Source organism: Streptomyces sp. NRRL S-37, assembly GCF_000721605.1.
GTDB lineage: Bacteria > Actinomycetota > Actinomycetes > Streptomycetales > Streptomycetaceae > Streptomyces.
Genome location: NZ_JOIZ01000042.1, coordinates 1 through 15,165 on the forward strand (window position 1 = coordinate 1; position 15,165 = coordinate 15,165).

Annotated in this window: 14 protein-coding genes; 8 read left to right on the forward strand and 6 right to left on the reverse strand. The window is 71.4% G+C overall.

Going from position 1 to position 15,165, the window contains the following annotated elements:
* The first annotated feature begins 751 nt into the window (after window positions 1–751).
* Complete coding sequence (locus tag IH50_RS0135795; protein ID WP_030872351.1) at window positions 752–1,012, forward strand: hypothetical protein; 261 nt, start codon at window positions 752–754, stop codon at window positions 1,010–1,012.
* Between the two features lie 548 nt (window positions 1,013–1,560).
* Here IH50_RS0135795 and IH50_RS38995 read toward each other — a convergent pair.
* Window positions 1,561–2,658, reverse strand: a complete 1,098-nt coding sequence (locus IH50_RS38995) for a hypothetical protein (RefSeq protein ID WP_051767583.1) — start codon at window positions 2,656–2,658, stop codon at window positions 1,561–1,563.
* 81 nt (window positions 2,659–2,739) lie between these two features.
* Window positions 2,740–3,015 (reverse strand): hypothetical protein, encoded by a 276-nt coding sequence (locus tag IH50_RS0135805; protein WP_234328322.1) that lies wholly within the window; start codon window positions 3,013–3,015, stop codon window positions 2,740–2,742.
* A 655-nt stretch (window positions 3,016–3,670) separates the two neighbouring features.
* On the opposite strand from IH50_RS0135805, the gene IH50_RS0135810 reads away from it, so the two are divergent.
* From IH50_RS0135810 to IH50_RS0135825, 4 genes are all read left to right on the forward strand, one after another.
* Window positions 3,671–4,117, forward strand: a complete 447-nt coding sequence (locus IH50_RS0135810) for a hypothetical protein (protein WP_030872358.1) — start codon at window positions 3,671–3,673, stop codon at window positions 4,115–4,117.
* Window positions 4,118–4,297: 180 nt separating this feature from the next.
* Entirely contained in the window at window positions 4,298–5,323 is a 1,026-nt protein-coding gene (locus IH50_RS0135815; protein WP_030872361.1) for a hypothetical protein, read from the forward strand.
* 119 nt (window positions 5,324–5,442) lie between these two features.
* On the forward strand, window positions 5,443–5,646 hold the full coding sequence (locus IH50_RS0135820; RefSeq protein WP_030872364.1) for a hypothetical protein: 204 nt from the start codon (window positions 5,443–5,445) through the stop codon (window positions 5,644–5,646).
* 274 nt (window positions 5,647–5,920) lie between these two features.
* Window positions 5,921–6,634, forward strand: a complete 714-nt coding sequence (locus tag IH50_RS0135825; RefSeq protein WP_030872366.1) for a hypothetical protein — start codon at window positions 5,921–5,923, stop codon at window positions 6,632–6,634.
* Window positions 6,635–6,809: 175 nt separating this feature from the next.
* On the opposite strand, the gene IH50_RS0135830 is transcribed toward IH50_RS0135825, so the two are convergent.
* The 3 genes from IH50_RS0135830 to IH50_RS0135840 form a co-directional block, all read right to left on the reverse strand.
* A complete protein-coding gene (locus IH50_RS0135830) occupies window positions 6,810–7,178 on the reverse strand; it encodes a hypothetical protein (RefSeq protein WP_234328319.1) in 369 nt (122 codons plus the stop codon).
* A gap of 29 nt (window positions 7,179–7,207) precedes the next feature.
* A complete protein-coding gene (locus tag IH50_RS0135835) occupies window positions 7,208–9,193 on the reverse strand; it encodes a hypothetical protein (RefSeq protein ID WP_030872369.1) in 1,986 nt (661 codons plus the stop codon).
* Window positions 9,194–10,327: 1,134 nt separating this feature from the next.
* Window positions 10,328–10,642, reverse strand: coding sequence for a hypothetical protein (locus IH50_RS0135840; RefSeq protein ID WP_158801401.1), 315 nt, complete (start codon window positions 10,640–10,642; stop codon window positions 10,328–10,330).
* An 833-nt stretch (window positions 10,643–11,475) separates the two neighbouring features.
* Here IH50_RS0135840 and IH50_RS0135845 point away from each other — a divergent pair.
* The 3 genes from IH50_RS0135845 (at window position 11,476) to IH50_RS0135855 (ending at window position 13,615) form a co-directional block, all read left to right on the forward strand.
* Entirely contained in the window at window positions 11,476–12,534 is a 1,059-nt protein-coding gene (locus IH50_RS0135845) for a hypothetical protein (protein ID WP_030872375.1), read from the forward strand.
* Between the two features lie 56 nt (window positions 12,535–12,590).
* Window positions 12,591–12,914 (forward strand): hypothetical protein, encoded by a 324-nt coding sequence (locus IH50_RS0135850; RefSeq protein ID WP_158801403.1) that lies wholly within the window; start codon window positions 12,591–12,593, stop codon window positions 12,912–12,914.
* A gap of 254 nt (window positions 12,915–13,168) precedes the next feature.
* Window positions 13,169–13,615, forward strand: coding sequence for a hypothetical protein (locus IH50_RS0135855; RefSeq protein WP_030872381.1), 447 nt, complete (start codon window positions 13,169–13,171; stop codon window positions 13,613–13,615).
* Window positions 13,616–13,690: 75 nt separating this feature from the next.
* On the opposite strand, the gene IH50_RS0135860 is transcribed toward IH50_RS0135855, so the two are convergent.
* Window positions 13,691–14,925 (reverse strand): IS3 family transposase gene (locus IH50_RS0135860; protein ID WP_420709169.1). Its coding sequence is split into 2 segments (ribosomal slippage): window positions 13,691–14,589 and window positions 14,589–14,925, totalling 1,236 coding nucleotides; the frame shifts between segments, so codons are not numbered across the junction.
* Window positions 14,926–15,165: the final 240 nt, after the last annotated feature.

Here is a 15,165-nt window from a genome sequence, read left to right on the forward strand (position 1 = left end):
TTGAGCAGGGAGCAGTCACCGGCAGACGGTGCACCCCAGGGAGCAGAACCCGCGCACTCAACCGCGGAGATCCCCTACACCACACAGCGGGACGCCATCCGGCACAACGCCTCCGACGCACTGGGGTGACGGTTCGTAAGTGGCTACTGGCGTGTCGTCGACTGCCCTTCCTGTGCTGAAGACCGGCTCAGGCGCCCCGACCCGGCCGAACTCCCAGCCCACCGCCTGGCAGGCCGACTCCACCGCCTCGAACGACTCGGCGGCCGCGTCATCGACCCGGTCGTTGGCCCGCACGTCCACAACGCGGCCTCGGCCGTCGGCGAGCCCGGGCCCTGCTCCAGGCCGCTGTCGCCTTGCCCGGGGCCGAGCGCCCCGCCGAGGCGGAACAGTTGCGCCGGGTCCTGGTCGAAGCGGGCGAGGTGGACCTTGCCCGGACACCGGTGACGGCCAGCCCTCGGTACGTGCGCTGACTGCACAGGTCGCCGAACTGCAGCCCGACCCGCCGGGTCTGAGCGACTACGCGCACCGAACCGTAGTGTCACCCCGTTGACCTGCGTAAACATGAGCCTGACGGCATCGCCCGGCCGTTCCAGGACAGGCATCGGCCAGATGTCGTCAAGGTGCTCGGGCCCGGACGGCTTCACCGAGGCGCACCGGCTGCACACCGCCACGCGGCCGCCGACCCCCAACTCCCAGGTTTCCGACGCCGCCTTGGAGGTATGCCGGGAGTGACAGCACCCTGCATCCGCCCATGCGACGGGTGCTGACCAACCTCGGCGCGGGGCGGGGCCCGGCGGGCGATACTGCGGTGACCGGACTGGCGGAGGAACAGATGACGAGGGACGAGATCCGGCCCCCGGCGCTGACCGGCGAGCCCTGGCCGGTGATCGGTGTACGGGTACGCCGTGAGGACCACAGCCCCCGGGCGGCGTCCTGGCGGCCAGCCCCGCGCGCCGTGTTGGAGGACGTCCTGCTGCTCTGCACGCGGCCGAAGACGACGAGAGCGTCCTGACCGGGTGACCCCACTGCCGCACGTAGGGAGCCGTCAGGAGACGATTACACGTCCCCCACAGGCCATAGGGCTTCTCCAGCGCCCCACGGCGGATCAGACTGAAGCCGCGGCGCCAGCACAGCGATGCGGGGAGCGGCCGGTTCGCGGTCGATGATGTCGTAGAGCGTCCCCGTCATCACCTCGTCGGCCAGCCCAGTGCCCCGTAAGGCTGACGGTCCGCAGGAGAGGCCCAGTTGAGCACCGACGGGGAATTGAGCATCCATGCGCCACCAGGCGAGCCTGGTGGCCGGCGTGGGAATGACACCCCCTTCGTCACTCATACCAGCAACGAGTGAGCACCATCCGTCAGCGCCAACGACCAGGTCACCGCGCCTGCGCCAGCAGTGCTCAGCTGAGGAGCTGGTCTGCTGCTCGCAGCCGGACGAGGCTTCGGCGGTGCGGGTGAGCGGCTTCATGATCTTTCTGCTGGTGCCTGGGCTGCGGGGCGGCTGGCACGGCCTGGGTCAGGCATGCCGGGGTGTTCGGCCTGCTGCTCGTCGTCGTGGTGGTCAGGCGGCGGTTGCGGGTGGTGGCGGTTCTGGGACGTGGGCGCCCGGCAGCGCCGGGGGAGGACCGGGCCGTTGCTGGTGGCTCTTGATCTGGAAGGCGGTGGCGCGGCCGTCGGGAGTGCGGGTGATGAGGTCGATGCCGTGGTCGTCGTTGACGTGGGGGGTGACGACGACGGCGTCGAGTCGGGCGGGGTCGACGCCGTGGGTGATGAGGTTGGTGGCGGTGATCCAGTCGGGTGGGGTGGTGCCGTTGCGGTGTGCCTCCCGGCTGGCCGACCGGGACATGACGGTGAGCGCCTCCGCGAGTACCTGGACGCCCGCGGCCAGTGTGGTGGGGGCGTTGCGGATGCCGCGGTCTGCGGCGATGGCTTCCACGACTGGTCTGATGCCTGCGGCCAGCCTGGTGACGTCGTAGCGGGCGCGGTCTGCGGCGATGGCTTCCATGACCGGTCTGATGCCTGCGGCAAGGCGGGCGGCGTCGTGGCGGGTGAGGGTGTCTGGTCCGCCGCGGGTGGTCCGGCGGACGTCGGCGGCGGTGGGGCCGAGCTCGGCCCGTGAAAGTGTCCGGGTGCGTGTCCAGGCGTCCTGCCAGGGGCCCATGCGGCGGGGGTGGATGCCGCAGCCGCGCAGGAAGGCCTCGCACTGGGTCCAGTTGGCGGGGCCTTGGCCCTCGCGGCGGGTGATGCGCCAGGCGGTGGTCAGTGGCAGCAGCAGGGCGCCGTCGGCCTCGTCGGTGCCGGCGCGGTGCTGCAGGACGCGTAGGGGCGGGGCGCCGGCGCGTTCGTAGGCGGCGACGAGGGCCGCTCGGAAGTCGGCGCGGGTGCGGGTGGCGGAGACGGACGGGGCCCGTAGCGCGGCGAGGATGCCGCGGTCCTCGGCGCGAGCGGCCCGCCATACCTTCAGCACGTCGTGCTCGTCCTCGATCGCGGCGCCGCAGGCGCGGACGAAGGCGGTCACGACGTGCTCCTTGGGCACGGTGCGGGGGTCGACGGCGCGCTTGAGGGTGCTCACGGCGACGGCGTCGGTGTCCTCGAGCCCGGCGGCGCGGGCGGCCAGCTGGGCGTAGGTGAGCCGGCTGCGGTGTTTGAGCTCGGTCAAGAGGCCGATGAGGTGGCTATGGCGCCTGCCGGTGCGGTGGGCGCGCGGGGACGAAGCCGGTGAAGTCATCGCGGCCGCCCTCTACTTGGCGTCGGCGTCGGTGCCGACAGTCGCGCGGACGGCGGTGGTGGCGAGTGTGGTGAGCAGGCGGCGTCCTCCGCCGGCGGCGGCGATGGTGGCCGCGCCGATCGCGCCGCACCCGGCGAGCAGGGTGAGGACGTCGGCCACGGGCATGCTGGCGAGCGCGAGACCGGCGCCCAGGAGCGGGAAGACGACGATGCCGCAGATCTGCGCGGCGGTGAGCGGACGTGCTACAGGGCGTGACGGCTGGGGCGCGGGCGCGCCGGGGCGGTGCATGGACACGACGGGGGATCTCCTGACGGGTGTGCCCGGGCCGCCGGTCCGCGAACGGGATCCGGCGGCCGGGTGATGGGGTGCTACTGGCCGCAAAAACCGGTGTGACGGGCGGCAGTTGACGGCTGCCGTCCTCCGGTGCGGAAGAGAATGGCACGTCCCGCCCCCGCACCGCTCACCCGGAAAACCCCATACGTACGTGATGTCCGTTTACTGGTCCGCGGGTGTTCCAGGTACGCCTCCGACCGCCGCCCCCGGGCGCCTTGCGTCTCCACCCGCCGTGACCAGCATTTTGTCCGCCGCGCTCCGATGGCCCCGGTCCGCAGGCGTTCCAGCCTGTCTTGCCCGCAGCCCGCCGCGCGTTGATGCTGCGTCACAACCCGGTCGTCGGCGCTGCGTCGGGGCCCGGACCACCTGGTCCGGGCCCCGACGCAGCACCGACCCCCGGGTTCCCTGACCCGCTACTGGCCGCAAACCGACGCGACAGGGACACCTTCCGCACGTCACGGTGACGCGTGCCCGCGGACACGAGGACCGGCCCCGCTCACGGGACCGGTCCTCTCGCACATCGGCTATGGCGGCGGCGAGGCCATCGAGACAGAACGAACAGCCGGGGGCGGGCCGCCTGCCGTCGCGCAGCCAGGAGGCGACGCTTGAGGTGTCCGGCAACGCAGAGACCAACGTGCGCATCGCGCCCTGTGCCTTGGAGGCCCTGAGTCGGATCATGGTCCGGCGGGGTACCTCCCGGGACGAGACGGTCCGCCAGCTGCTGACCGAGCACGTCGCCTGGCAGGAACAGGAGCATCCTGAGGACCGGCTCACTCACATCTCCACCGTGCTGCGCTACCCCCGCCCGCCGCGCTGGAGGGGCGACCCGCGCACGGACGTGCCCCTGAGGATCAGGGCCCCCGCCGACCTGCTGGAGCGGGCCCGCGCCGTCTGCCTGCGGCTGCCGGGACAGCACCCGCGCGCCTACCGCGACTACCAGGGCCGCATGCTCACCGACGCGGTGACGACCGCCATCGCACGGGACGAGCCCTTCGATGACGACTTCCTCACCGGCCTGCTGCCCCTGCTGCGCCACGGCGCCGCCCTCGGCCTGTGACGGCTGGCGGCGGCCGCCACCAGCACCCGCCCGGAGAAGACCTGGCTGCTGGACGCGAAGGCCGTCCGCACAGAACACCGGCTCACCGACGGCCCCTTCGATCCCGCCGACCAGCACATCCTGCGCGTCGCGGAAGCACTGGAGCAGGAAGAGTCATGGCACGCGTCGACGCGTTTCGAGATGGCAACCGTCCTGGCCTGCCGCTTTTTGACCGGTCCCGGAGCCGAGCAGCGGGAGCAGGCCCTGTGCGAGCAGGGCAAGCCGTGGGACAAGCTGTACCAAACCCTCCTGCAAGCCGATGACAGGGAAGAACGGCGCTGGCGCAGGCGGCACGGGAGCACGAGCTACGACTGGACAGGCCGGGGCGGCACGGCGGTCTGGCGTGCCCGGCGCCGGGTGGACCTCGAGTACTTCGAGGACTGGCTGGTCGAACGCACGAGGAACGATCCCGCCGTCGGCGTGATGGAGGAACCCGCCTCGCCCGGCTGGCTGCTGCGCATCCCGCCCGCCTGGCTGGCTCACGCCCCCACCCCGACCGCCTCCGGACCGTACACCGCCTGGGCCGCGCAGGGCCGGCTCCTGGCCTTCCCCTACCGCAACCGGCAGGCCTTCTGGCCGCTCCTGCACAGCGAGGACGCACCCGGACACCACCCTGTGCCGGGCTTCGAACCCATCGCCGCCGCAGCCGCCGGGCTGCGCCCCGGGCAGATCCTCGGCTTCATCGAAGCCGTCCTCATCGACTGGAACCACACCTTCACCAAAGAACCCCACCTGCGCATCGCGCTGGATGTGCCCGCCGACCAAGCGTGCCGCTTCGGCTTCATCACCACCGAGGACCAGCACCGGCTCATGGCCGCCGCCCGCACCGCGACCCTGCAGATCATGGACGACTTCATCACCCAGGCCGCGGACGACGGGGCCAGCGCGCTCTACCTTCACAAACTGAGGGAAGCCCGCGGCAACGCCCGCGCGTTCCACCGCCTCACCCGGAGCTACCCCACGCACAAGAGACCGAAGTTCCTCGTCCCCCGGGCCTCCTGGACATGGCCCGGCCGGTCGGTGGCCGCCGAACTCGTCGCCGGCGCCCCGCCCGAGCTGCTTCAGTGGCTGGCCACCGCAGCCCACCGGCGCAGCTCCCTGATCCTGGAGCAGGCGATGCAGGTGGCCTGGCAGCGCGCCTTCGATCAGTACGGATTCCGTATGTGACACCCACCGATACACAAATCGACCCTCTCGCCTGTGAAGCGGACGCACGGCCAGCGCACAATCCGGGCACGGCATTCGCACCCCACCGGGGTGCCCGTCTGAACGGGGGAACCCTCGCAATGAATGCACGACCGCTGATCTCGTTGCTGGCCGCCGGTGTCACCGCCCTGGTGGTGGCACTGACCGGCGCCCCGTGGTGGCTGGCCGCCACCGCGTTCGGCTGCCTCGCGCTCGGCCTGGGTGTCGTGGCCCTGCAGTCGGTCTTCCCCCAGGAATCCGCTCACCGGCTCGCCTGGTGGCGCGACCGCCGCCGCCACCGGTAGCGCCCGGCTGCTCAACTCCCCGTCGGTGACCGGGCGGTAGGCCATAGCCCGGTCAGGAGTGCGGTACCCCACGAGCGCTGGGCACGGTTCCCGCGGCGGAGGGGGCGGGCGGTTTCCGCTACGATGCCGACCGGCAGGACGCGCACCGCCGACCGCCGCCGCTGCATCCCCGCCCGCGCCGGGGCAGCCCTGACGGCCAAGGTCCCCACCCGGGCCCGCGACATTCCGCCCGTACGACTGCGGGCAGGCGCGGGGTGCCCGGAGAGAAGACGCCATGCCACGCAACCAGTCCCGCGCCGGCCAGCGCGCCCGCGCCGCGCAGAAGGCCATGGGCAGCACGGGCAAGTACACCGAGCTGCTGCGCGCCAAGCCCGGCCCGCACGGAGCCCGCAGGGAACCCGCCCATGTCGAGCCCGCCCGCCGCCTCGCCGCCCAGCTGCGCGCCGGTTTCGGCGCCGACGGGGAGAAGACCGCCCACCTGGTCGACGCGGCGGTGGCCTGGGCGCTGAAGGACCGCGCACTGAAGCACGCCTTGCTCCAGGAGCCCGGCAACCTCGCCGCCTGCGCGCGCCTTCGCTCCGCCCTGGACGAACACGCCGCCGACGTGGTCACGGTGCACGACGCGTCCCTCGTCCAGGCCGTCTACATGGTGCTGGAGACGGCCGCTGAGGAAGAGATGAGCGCGCAGTTGCTGCGCGCGGCCGCGGACCTCCTGGACTGGCTCGTCGGCACCAGCCACATCTGCAATCCCGCGATCTACGGGGTGCGGGCCGACGGATGGCTCACCGAGCCGAGGACGTTCGAGCGGATCTACACCACGACCGCCCCGGCCGCGGTCGTCGCGGCGGCGGCCCTGCGCACGATGCGGGAAGCCGCCCGCATCCCCGACGAGGACGAACTGACCGACATCGACTGCATGTTCACCTTCCAGGAGGCCGCCCGCTTCGCGCGTACCGCCGCCGACCTCGCCGCCCGCCCGGCCGCCTGATCCACGCGGACCGACCTGCTGTCCCGCGCCGAGTCCGGCGCGGGACAGCAGGCCTGGAGGTGACCACCGCGTTCCGCACGGTTGCCGGCTGCTCTGCTCCGGTCCTACGCGGCGTGAGCTCCCCGGAGCGTGCTGCGTCTTCGGCCAGGCAGGGGGTGTAGGCGCAGCACTTGGTCTACCACCGTGATCGGTTGTGGCGCCGAGGCAGGCCGAGCCGGGCTGTTACCGTTCGCTCGAGCCAGTCGACGAATTCGTCCGGGGCCTCCTGGACGAGAGGCAGCATCCAGTAGCCCGCCCACTCCTCGTACTTCGAACGAGTGGTGGTGATGTGCTGGTGGATCCGGACAACGCTCGCTCCTCCTGCGAGAATCCGGGTCGGGCGTGTTCTTCCGCAGTAGCAGGCCATGCAGTCACTGTTGACGGCGATGTACACGGCGCGCTCCTCTCTGCCGCTGTCCTCGCCGATGGCGAACTGGCAGCACCGGTGCTCCTCGAGCCATGGCCCGGCCAGACGAGCGAACGCGTCGTAGCGGTCCGGCGTCATGGGGACGACGCCGGACCAGATTGCGGCCGTCACCGGTTGCGCGGCTTGGGCTCGGCGATGAGGCGCAGGTCGTCCGCGAGGTATTCGAGCTGGCTGAACGACGCTTCGACCTCGGACCACCGCAGTCGGTCTGTGGTGCCGTGCTGTTCGCGCAGGTCGATGAGGTCACGCAGTTTGTCGACGGAGGTCCTGAGCTTCTCCTGGAACGTGGTGAGAGCGTCGGCTTCGAGTTCGGCAGGCGTCCTGTTCCGATTCTTGGCCTTGAAGCCGTGCCGCACGGCGCGCCGCAGGTTCGCGTTGAAGGTGGAGCCCTTCCAGCTCTCAGGCTGGTCGACGAGCTCTTCCGCCTCGGCGTCCCACCAGCGGGGGGCCTGGCCGGCACGCACCCGCTTGATGGCGTCCGCGAGGAGCTGAGGGCCGCCCTCCTGGGTGAGGAGCTTTTGGACGATGGAACCGACGGACGAGCGATCGATCGTGGTGCCGACGACGGCTTCCGCCGATCCGGCCGCCGCGAGCAGGTGTCCGCTCATCACCAGAGAAATCATGCCGAGTGCTCCCAGGAGGAGGACGGCGCCGGTCTTCTTCTCCTGCGCGCGGGCGAGGAGCTTGTCGACCTTCTCGTCGGTGTCGACGTTCTCGACCACCCACGACTCGTTGACGAGGTCCTGCCACAGGCACCCGGTGTCGAGGGCGGTGCGCGGCGACTTCGTTTCCCTGCTCGCGGAGTAGGAGCGCAGCCCGAGCTCGACGATCGGTCCGTTCCGCCTGCTGATCACGAGGTTGCCGTCGGTCTGCATCTTGTGACGCACCAGCGCGTTGAACCGCGTGCTCTTCTGGGTGAGCTGCTGCATCACGAGCGCGAACCGCAGGTCGGGCAGCGCGGGGTCCAGACCGAGTCCCTTCATGGCGGCGGCCACGTCGCCGCGGCCGATCAGCGCGTCACGCATGCCCTGTCCCTGGGGCTCAGGGCCCAGGAGACCCTCGTCGTACAGGCCGCTGATGATCTCCTCGGCCCTGACGGCGTTCCGGGCCCCCGAGTTGAAGGGCTTGCCACCGACGTTCATGCGCATCAGCAGGGCGCGCACGGCGGTCGGGAAGCGCTGCATCCCCCGGTGAGGGTCGTCGTCGCGATAGCCGACGATGGCCTGCACCGGGACGGTCATGGCGTTGAGGGTCATGGCGGCCTGGTTGCGGGCCTTGATGTCGGCCGAGGTGCCGGTGCGGGGGGCCGCCAGGCGCTTGTGCGCGGCCTTGACGGCCTTGCGGACGAGTTCGCGGCGGGCATGCAGGGACATTCGCATCAGGTGCGAGGGACGGAGCCGGACGGTCTCCTTGCTCGGTGCCCCGATCAGGGAGTCGTCCAGCCATCCGCGCTGGACCGGGATGCGGTGGTAGCAGTAGGACAGGCGGCAGTTGCCGTCCACGGCCGTGAGGTCGTCCGTGGGCTGACCGTGGTCGGACGTGAAGGTCGACGGCACCAGCATCAGAGGACGCTCGACGAGCCGCTCCCCCACCTCCTGGGGGTTGTCGATCAGAACGCGCTGGGCGGAGCGGTCGACGGACTCCAGGATGTCGTTGTAGTCGGCGGTGTGGACCAGCACGGCGTCGGTGATGTGAGGCTCGGGCATGGCCAGGGCCTTGCGGCCGCCGGCCGCGTGGGGGTCGGCCGCGTAGGAGGCCTCGGCGAGCAGACGGTCGTTCTCGATCGCCAGGGAGATCATCGGCGAGTAGACGCGGTAGGTCATGACCATCAGCCAGCCGGTCTCCACCCGGTGCCGTTCGATCCGGATGCCTTCGAGCTGGCCGGGCTCGACGGCGCCTTGCACGAGGCGGCGGACCTGCTTCAGGGAGAGGTGGACGTCGGGGTGGTCGGTGAGGTACTCCTCCGCACGCGTCGTCGCGGACAGCGGGGGGAGCCGGTGCTCGAACTGGTCGGCGGCGTTACGGAAGTCGGTGACCGGGATGACGGCGATCTCGCCGTCGGGCTCATGCTCCGGGGTCAGGATGTCGCTCATCGCGACCGCCCTTTCTGGCTTCGGCCGCGCACGCATCAACGTGCTGCGGCTCGGGTTCGTGGAACGAACGCGAGAGCAGCACCATTGGAGCGCTACGCACCCTCGTCGCCTCGGGAGACCGCAGTCCGGCCGGGACGTACTCGGCGTTGATGCTTAGGTCCTCGGCAATCCGGTTGCCCGCTCCGGTAGTCGGATTCGGGGAGACGCGGGTCGTGCGCACGTGGACCGCAGTCCTGTATGCAGGCGTCGGGCCGCCGCAGCAACGGCGTCGATCTGCCCAGGGTATTCCCCCCGGCCCTGTTCGTGGAAACCATTTCCAAAGACGCTGGTGAGGGCTCCGCAGTTCAGGGGTGGGGGAGAGCCGGCACCAGGCGGCTGCCCAGGGGCGTGGGGTCCGGCTGCTGCTCGGCGCGCGCCGTACCGCGCCGTGACGGTGTCGTTCGCCGCGCCTGAAGAAGAGCGCCGTCCGGTGGCGTTCACAAATTCACATATTTTCACACGCGCGTTCATGCAGCAGCGGGCGGCCCACGACACCCGTCGACCGGCCGGCTCCGGTCGAGGTTGTACGGCGGCCGCTGCGCCCCAGGCGCCCAGGCTGTGGCGGCGCCGCCCGCGGACCAACGGATGCCAGCCGTCCGGTCAACGCCCCCGTGCGGCGGCGTTCGTACGGCGTACGACGGGTGCCCGCCGGGGGCCGGCCGTGGTGATGAGCAGCAGCGTGCCGCGGTCGTACGCCGCCCGCCCGGCGCCCGCGGTTCGCTGTGCACCAGGCGAGAAGGTGTAGGCGGCTGGCGCGCGTGGAGGAGCGGCAGGTCAGACGGGCGGCTATGACGGTTTGGCATATATCTCGCCTGCTGCGGTGCCGCCTGCACCGGCCCGTGGAAACGGGCTGGCCTTGCGCATCCCGCGCCGCCTGACAGCGCGCCGTGCGCCGCCGGGCGCACAACTGGAATGCTGCTGCACCGTCATTGAGGCGGCCTCCTGCCGGCCTTCCCCTGGAGCGCAGGGCATCGGCCGGAACGGGCGGGATAGGAGCGGAGACGGCCCGGTCGCGCGGGCCGGTGCTGAGCGCAGGGATCGGGGCGAGTGCCGACGGGGCGTGGCGGGAGGAACGCCACGCCGGACTGCGGCGGTTCAGTCGGCCACGGAAAGCTGGAGCGTGCAGATCCGGCACAGGCGGTAGCGGATGCCGCCGCGCGGGCCGATGCGCTCGGCCACCCAGGCCGCCGCCTCGCCGGGCTCCATCATCCGTTTGTGCGTCGCCCACCCGGAGTTGAGAGTGCCTTCGTGGGCGAACGTCGTCAGCGCGCCCTGCATCCAGATGGAGTCGTCCCCCTGGACCCGGCCGACGGACTGCTCGATCTCACGGCATGTGGCCTGGTGCAGCGTGTGCTTGCCTGCGGCGTAGGGGTACCGGTCGGGCTCGTCGAACCGGCGCCTCTGCTCCACCGACTCGGCACGGATGGCATCGAATCGGTCTCTTGCTTCCGCGCAGACTTGGCACCCGGCAGCACACACCGACACCTGGGCGACGCCGTCGAGCCGCTCCCAGTCCACCGGCCCCGCAGGCGCCACAAGCCCGGCCGTCGCACGCTCCGGCTCACTGCGCCGCGACGGCGGGACCTGCGCGCGACGAAGAGCCGCCGCGGCCCGCCGGGCCGCCTCTCCCGTGACGCGTTGCCGCCGGCCAGTACGTCCTCGCTTCGACATGGAAAGCCCGCTCCCTTTCAAAGCCGCTGCTCGCTCAAAGCCGTCAAGACGCCCGCAGCTGCTGCGGCGGCCTGCGGCACCACAGCCCACCAGCATGACAGCCAGCCAGGCGGAGGCCACCGTACGGCGCACGGTTTCAACCGATCCGCCTGCCCCGGAACGCAGTACGCCGTACGTGGCCCAGGCGAAGGCGGCGCAGTCGGAGCGTGCACTCACCGGTGTTGCGTGCCGGCGAGATCACCGAGACCAACCACGGCCCCGTGCCCCTGCGCCCCGCCACAATGTGGGCGCACGCCGTCTACGGCGAAGCCCCGACCGCTTCGGCAAGCTCACCGCCTTTTGCACCGAGCCGGCCGACGACCAGGAACCCGGCGGGCTCCGCGGCCTGTTCCGCCGACGAACCCGGCGGGTCCGGGCCGACGCCCGGACCTGCGGCTGGGCTGTCGCAGCGGGGTGAAGGTCATGCGGTGGTGGTCCAGCTGTCGACCGATGGGTCCTGAGGTCCCATCACCCAGCCGTCCCGGGGCCGAAAACCCCGCACAGATGTCAGTGGCGGTGGCGACACTTGATCCATGACGCTCGACCGTGCCGATGCGGCACCGCCCCTGCTGATCCCTTCCGGATCGGCGTTCAACCCGATGGTGCTGGACCGGCGGATGCTGCTGCCCGTCCTCGACACCAACGCGCTGCTGGTCGAAGCCTGCGCCCTGGCCAAGCACGGCGGTCGGCAGGACCGGGTCACCGCGCTAGCCGTCACCGGCCGCGCCACCCCGTACATCGCCGCGCACGTCCCCGGCGAAGTCGACGAGCACCTGGCCAAAGTGGCCGCCGACCTCGAAGCGTCGGAACACCAAGCCCGCCGCGTGCTCGATCAGCAGATCCTGCCCGCCCTTCGAGTGGTCGACCTGGAGATCCGCGACCACCTGGCCCCGCAGACCCGGCACATTCTGCGGGCCGACCCCAAGATGCCGCGGAAGTACCGGGGCGACTCGGACGACGCGCCCACGATGGCGCTCGCGGAGTTCCTGGGGCCGTGCGTCATCGTCTCCAAGGACAGCGTCTTCTCCCGCTTCGGGCTCGCCGTCATCGACTGGATCCCCGTCGCTGAGAGCGTGCTGCGTATGGCCGGCCTGGAGGCCACCGCCGCGAACGCACTGGTACTCATCGACATTGCGTTCCAGGCGTTCGGTGCTGGCGTTCACCGCTTGGCGGTCCTCGCCGCGAACAACTCGCTGGCTGCGACCGCCGCCGTGGGCGGGCTGCTGTGGTGGTGCCACCGCCGCGGCTACCTGACCCGCGACAACTGGAGACGTCACCTGTCGCAGGTAGGTGGTGTGGCGAAGCCGCTGCTGGAGCTGGCGGAAGCCGGGATGACCGAGCACCAGGCGCTCAGCGACTCGCTTTTGGTGGTGGAGCCGCCGGCCTACCCCACCAATGAGCAGCTCGCGGCCCGGTATCTCGCGCGCTGCGGACGTTCCCTGACGCCCGGCGAACTGCGTGACGCGCTTGCCCAGCGCGGCCACATCATCTCTGCCACGCAGCTGAAGCGGGACATGCTCGCCCACGGCGCGTTCGTCCGTGCGCCCGGCGACCTGTGGACGATCGGACGTCCGGTGCGGCAGCGGACCTAACCCGGGCACGCCCGAAACGCGGCTGCGGGGCGCCCGCCGGGCTCTACGGTGCACCGGTGAGCAACAAGGAGATGTGGTCGGTCGGCGGGGACGAAGTGCCAGTGGTCAACGAGGTTCTGGCCGCGGCGTTGACCGCGCAGGGAGAGCTGGGGGTGCGGGCACTGGGCCTGCTGCGGGACGCGCGCCGAATCCTGGCGGGCGCCGGGCTGGAGCGGCCGGACGAGGTCGCGGGGTCGTGCCTGCGGGGCGCCGCGGATGCTCTGCTGAGTCTGCCGGGTGCCCTGGCCGCGCCGGTGGGCCTGAAGTCCGCGGCCGCCAGCCTGCTCGACGCCGTGGATGCCGTCCCCCCGGATTGCCAGCGGCGCTTCGGCTGGACGTGACGACGCCGTGCCAGGGGCGAGCAAGTCGGCCGCTGGCGCCGCGGGCGTCGAGGAGGCGTGGGAACGGGTGAGTGCGGCGGCCGAGGTGCTGCGCGGGCAGCTGGCCCGGCCGGGCGGCTACCACCGCGGCCGGGCTGCAGGGATCGCCGAGCGGCTGATGGGAGTCAAGCTCGGCGCCACCCAGGAGAAAGCCCTGGGCGTGTGGGGCGAGGTATACGGCAAGACATCGGGCACCCTGCACGGAGCGGCGGCCGATGCCGGCCGCGTGGGCCCTCGAACTCACCGCCCTCACCCGGCCGAACCCGGAACACGCGCTGGAGCTGGCCCGGTGGGCGGACCCGCGCGCCACCACGTTTTTCTTCCGCTCCCGCTCCGTCCCCGCCTGGCTTGTGCTCCTGCAGGAGCACGCGTCGCATCTGCTGCTGCCCGACAGCCCGGCCGGCGTCTGGCTTGCCGAGCACGCCGAGGCGGTCGCGGGCTGGTCGGCGCTGGACGCGCTGCTGCACCTGGCCGGCCGCGACACGAGCATGGTCCCGCTGGCGCTGGCGCTGGCGCTGGCGCTGGCGCTGGTGCGCACGGTGCTTGCCCGGCAGGCCGCCGACCGCCCGGCGGGAGAGCCGGTGTCCCCGCAAGAGGGGGTGGACGATGCGCCTGGTGGCCGAGTGGGCGGTGGCGGTGCCCCGGCCGGAGAGGGACCGTGACTGGGTCCTCGCGGCCGAGTTCCTGCTGAAGGCCGCCGGGCCTTGTCCCTGAGGAGTGGACGCCTGTTCGTGTCGTTATGCGGCAAGCGTCAGGGTAGCTGATTGCTGTTCGTAGGCGATTGGCGCCTGCTGTCCGTTCGCCGAATGTCGTCGGCGGGTGTTGTAGCGCGTGGTCCAGCGGAAGATCGTCAGGCGGCAGGCACGGCCCCCGTCGTAGCGGCGGGCGCCACGGAGCGTCTCGCGTTTGAGGGCCGCGTTGAACGACTCGGCGAGTGCGTTGTCCGCGCTCGTGCCGACCGCACCCATGGACTGCCTGACGCCCAACTGGGCGCATAGTCCGGCGAATTCGCGTGAGCTGTACTGGGCTCCGTGATCGCTGTGGAAGACGGCGCCGGCCAGGCTGCCGCGGGTCGCCGCGGCTACCCTGAGCGCGTCGGCGACCAGCTCGGTGCGCATGTGGTCGGCGATCGACCAGCCCACCAGGCGGCGCGAGAAGCAGTCGATCACCGTCGCCAGATACAGGAACTCGCCGTCGCCCACTGGCAGGTAGGTGATGTCCCCGACGTACTTGGTGTTCGGTGCGCTCGCGGTGAAGTCGCGCCGGAACAGGTCCGGCACCGGTGTGGCGGACGGTTCGGGCACGGTGGTGACCTGGCGCTTGCGCAGCCGCAGCCCGGTGATGCCGAACTTCCGCATCACCCGCCCGACGCGCTTGTGGTTCACGCGCTCGCCCTTGTCGCGCAGCTCGGCGGTGATCCGGGGGCGGCCGTAGGTGCCGTCCCACTCGGCGTGCACGGACCGGATCCGCTCGGCGAGAGCGGCATCGGCCTGCTCGCGCGCGGCGCGGGCCGCGCGGCCGGCCCGCCACTTGTAGAAGCTGGAGCGCGCGACCTCCAGAACCTCGCACAACCGCTTCACGCCCCAGGCGCGGTGGTGGTCCTCAATGAACTGGCAGCGGTTCACCAGGTCATCTCTTGTGCGAAAAACTTCGTCGCCTTGCGCAGGATGTCACGCTCGGTGGCCAGTTTCTGCATGTCCTTGCGCACCGCTGCCAGTTCCCGGCGCAGGGCCTCGTTCTCGGCCTGAAGGTCCTCGGCCGTCGGCGGGGAATCCACCGTGTTCTTCTCCGTGCTCGTGCTCGTCGTGCTGCCCCCGCCGTGGCGGGCTCGCTCGGTCCGGACCCAGTTGCGCAGCGTCTCCCGGCTGATCCCCAGGTCCTTGCCGATGCCCTCGAAGGTGTGGCTCGGGTCCGACAGGTACAGCGCGACAGCGTCCGCCTTGAACTCGGGCGAGTAGACCTTCATCACCATAAGAGATCCCTCCTCCCCGGCCCCTGCCGGGGCCGGGCTCAGAGGTGTCCACCCCTCGGGGACAGGTCCCGCCGTCGACCCCGCACACACCGACGCCGTCACACAGCTGCGCGAGGTGCTGATCAACGCCGGCGAGGTGGACATCGCCCGGATACCGGCGGCGACCGACTGAACACCCCCGACGCCGCTGGGCCTGCAACGGCCAAGGACCTACTGCCGGCCCCGGTGCCCGCGCTACCT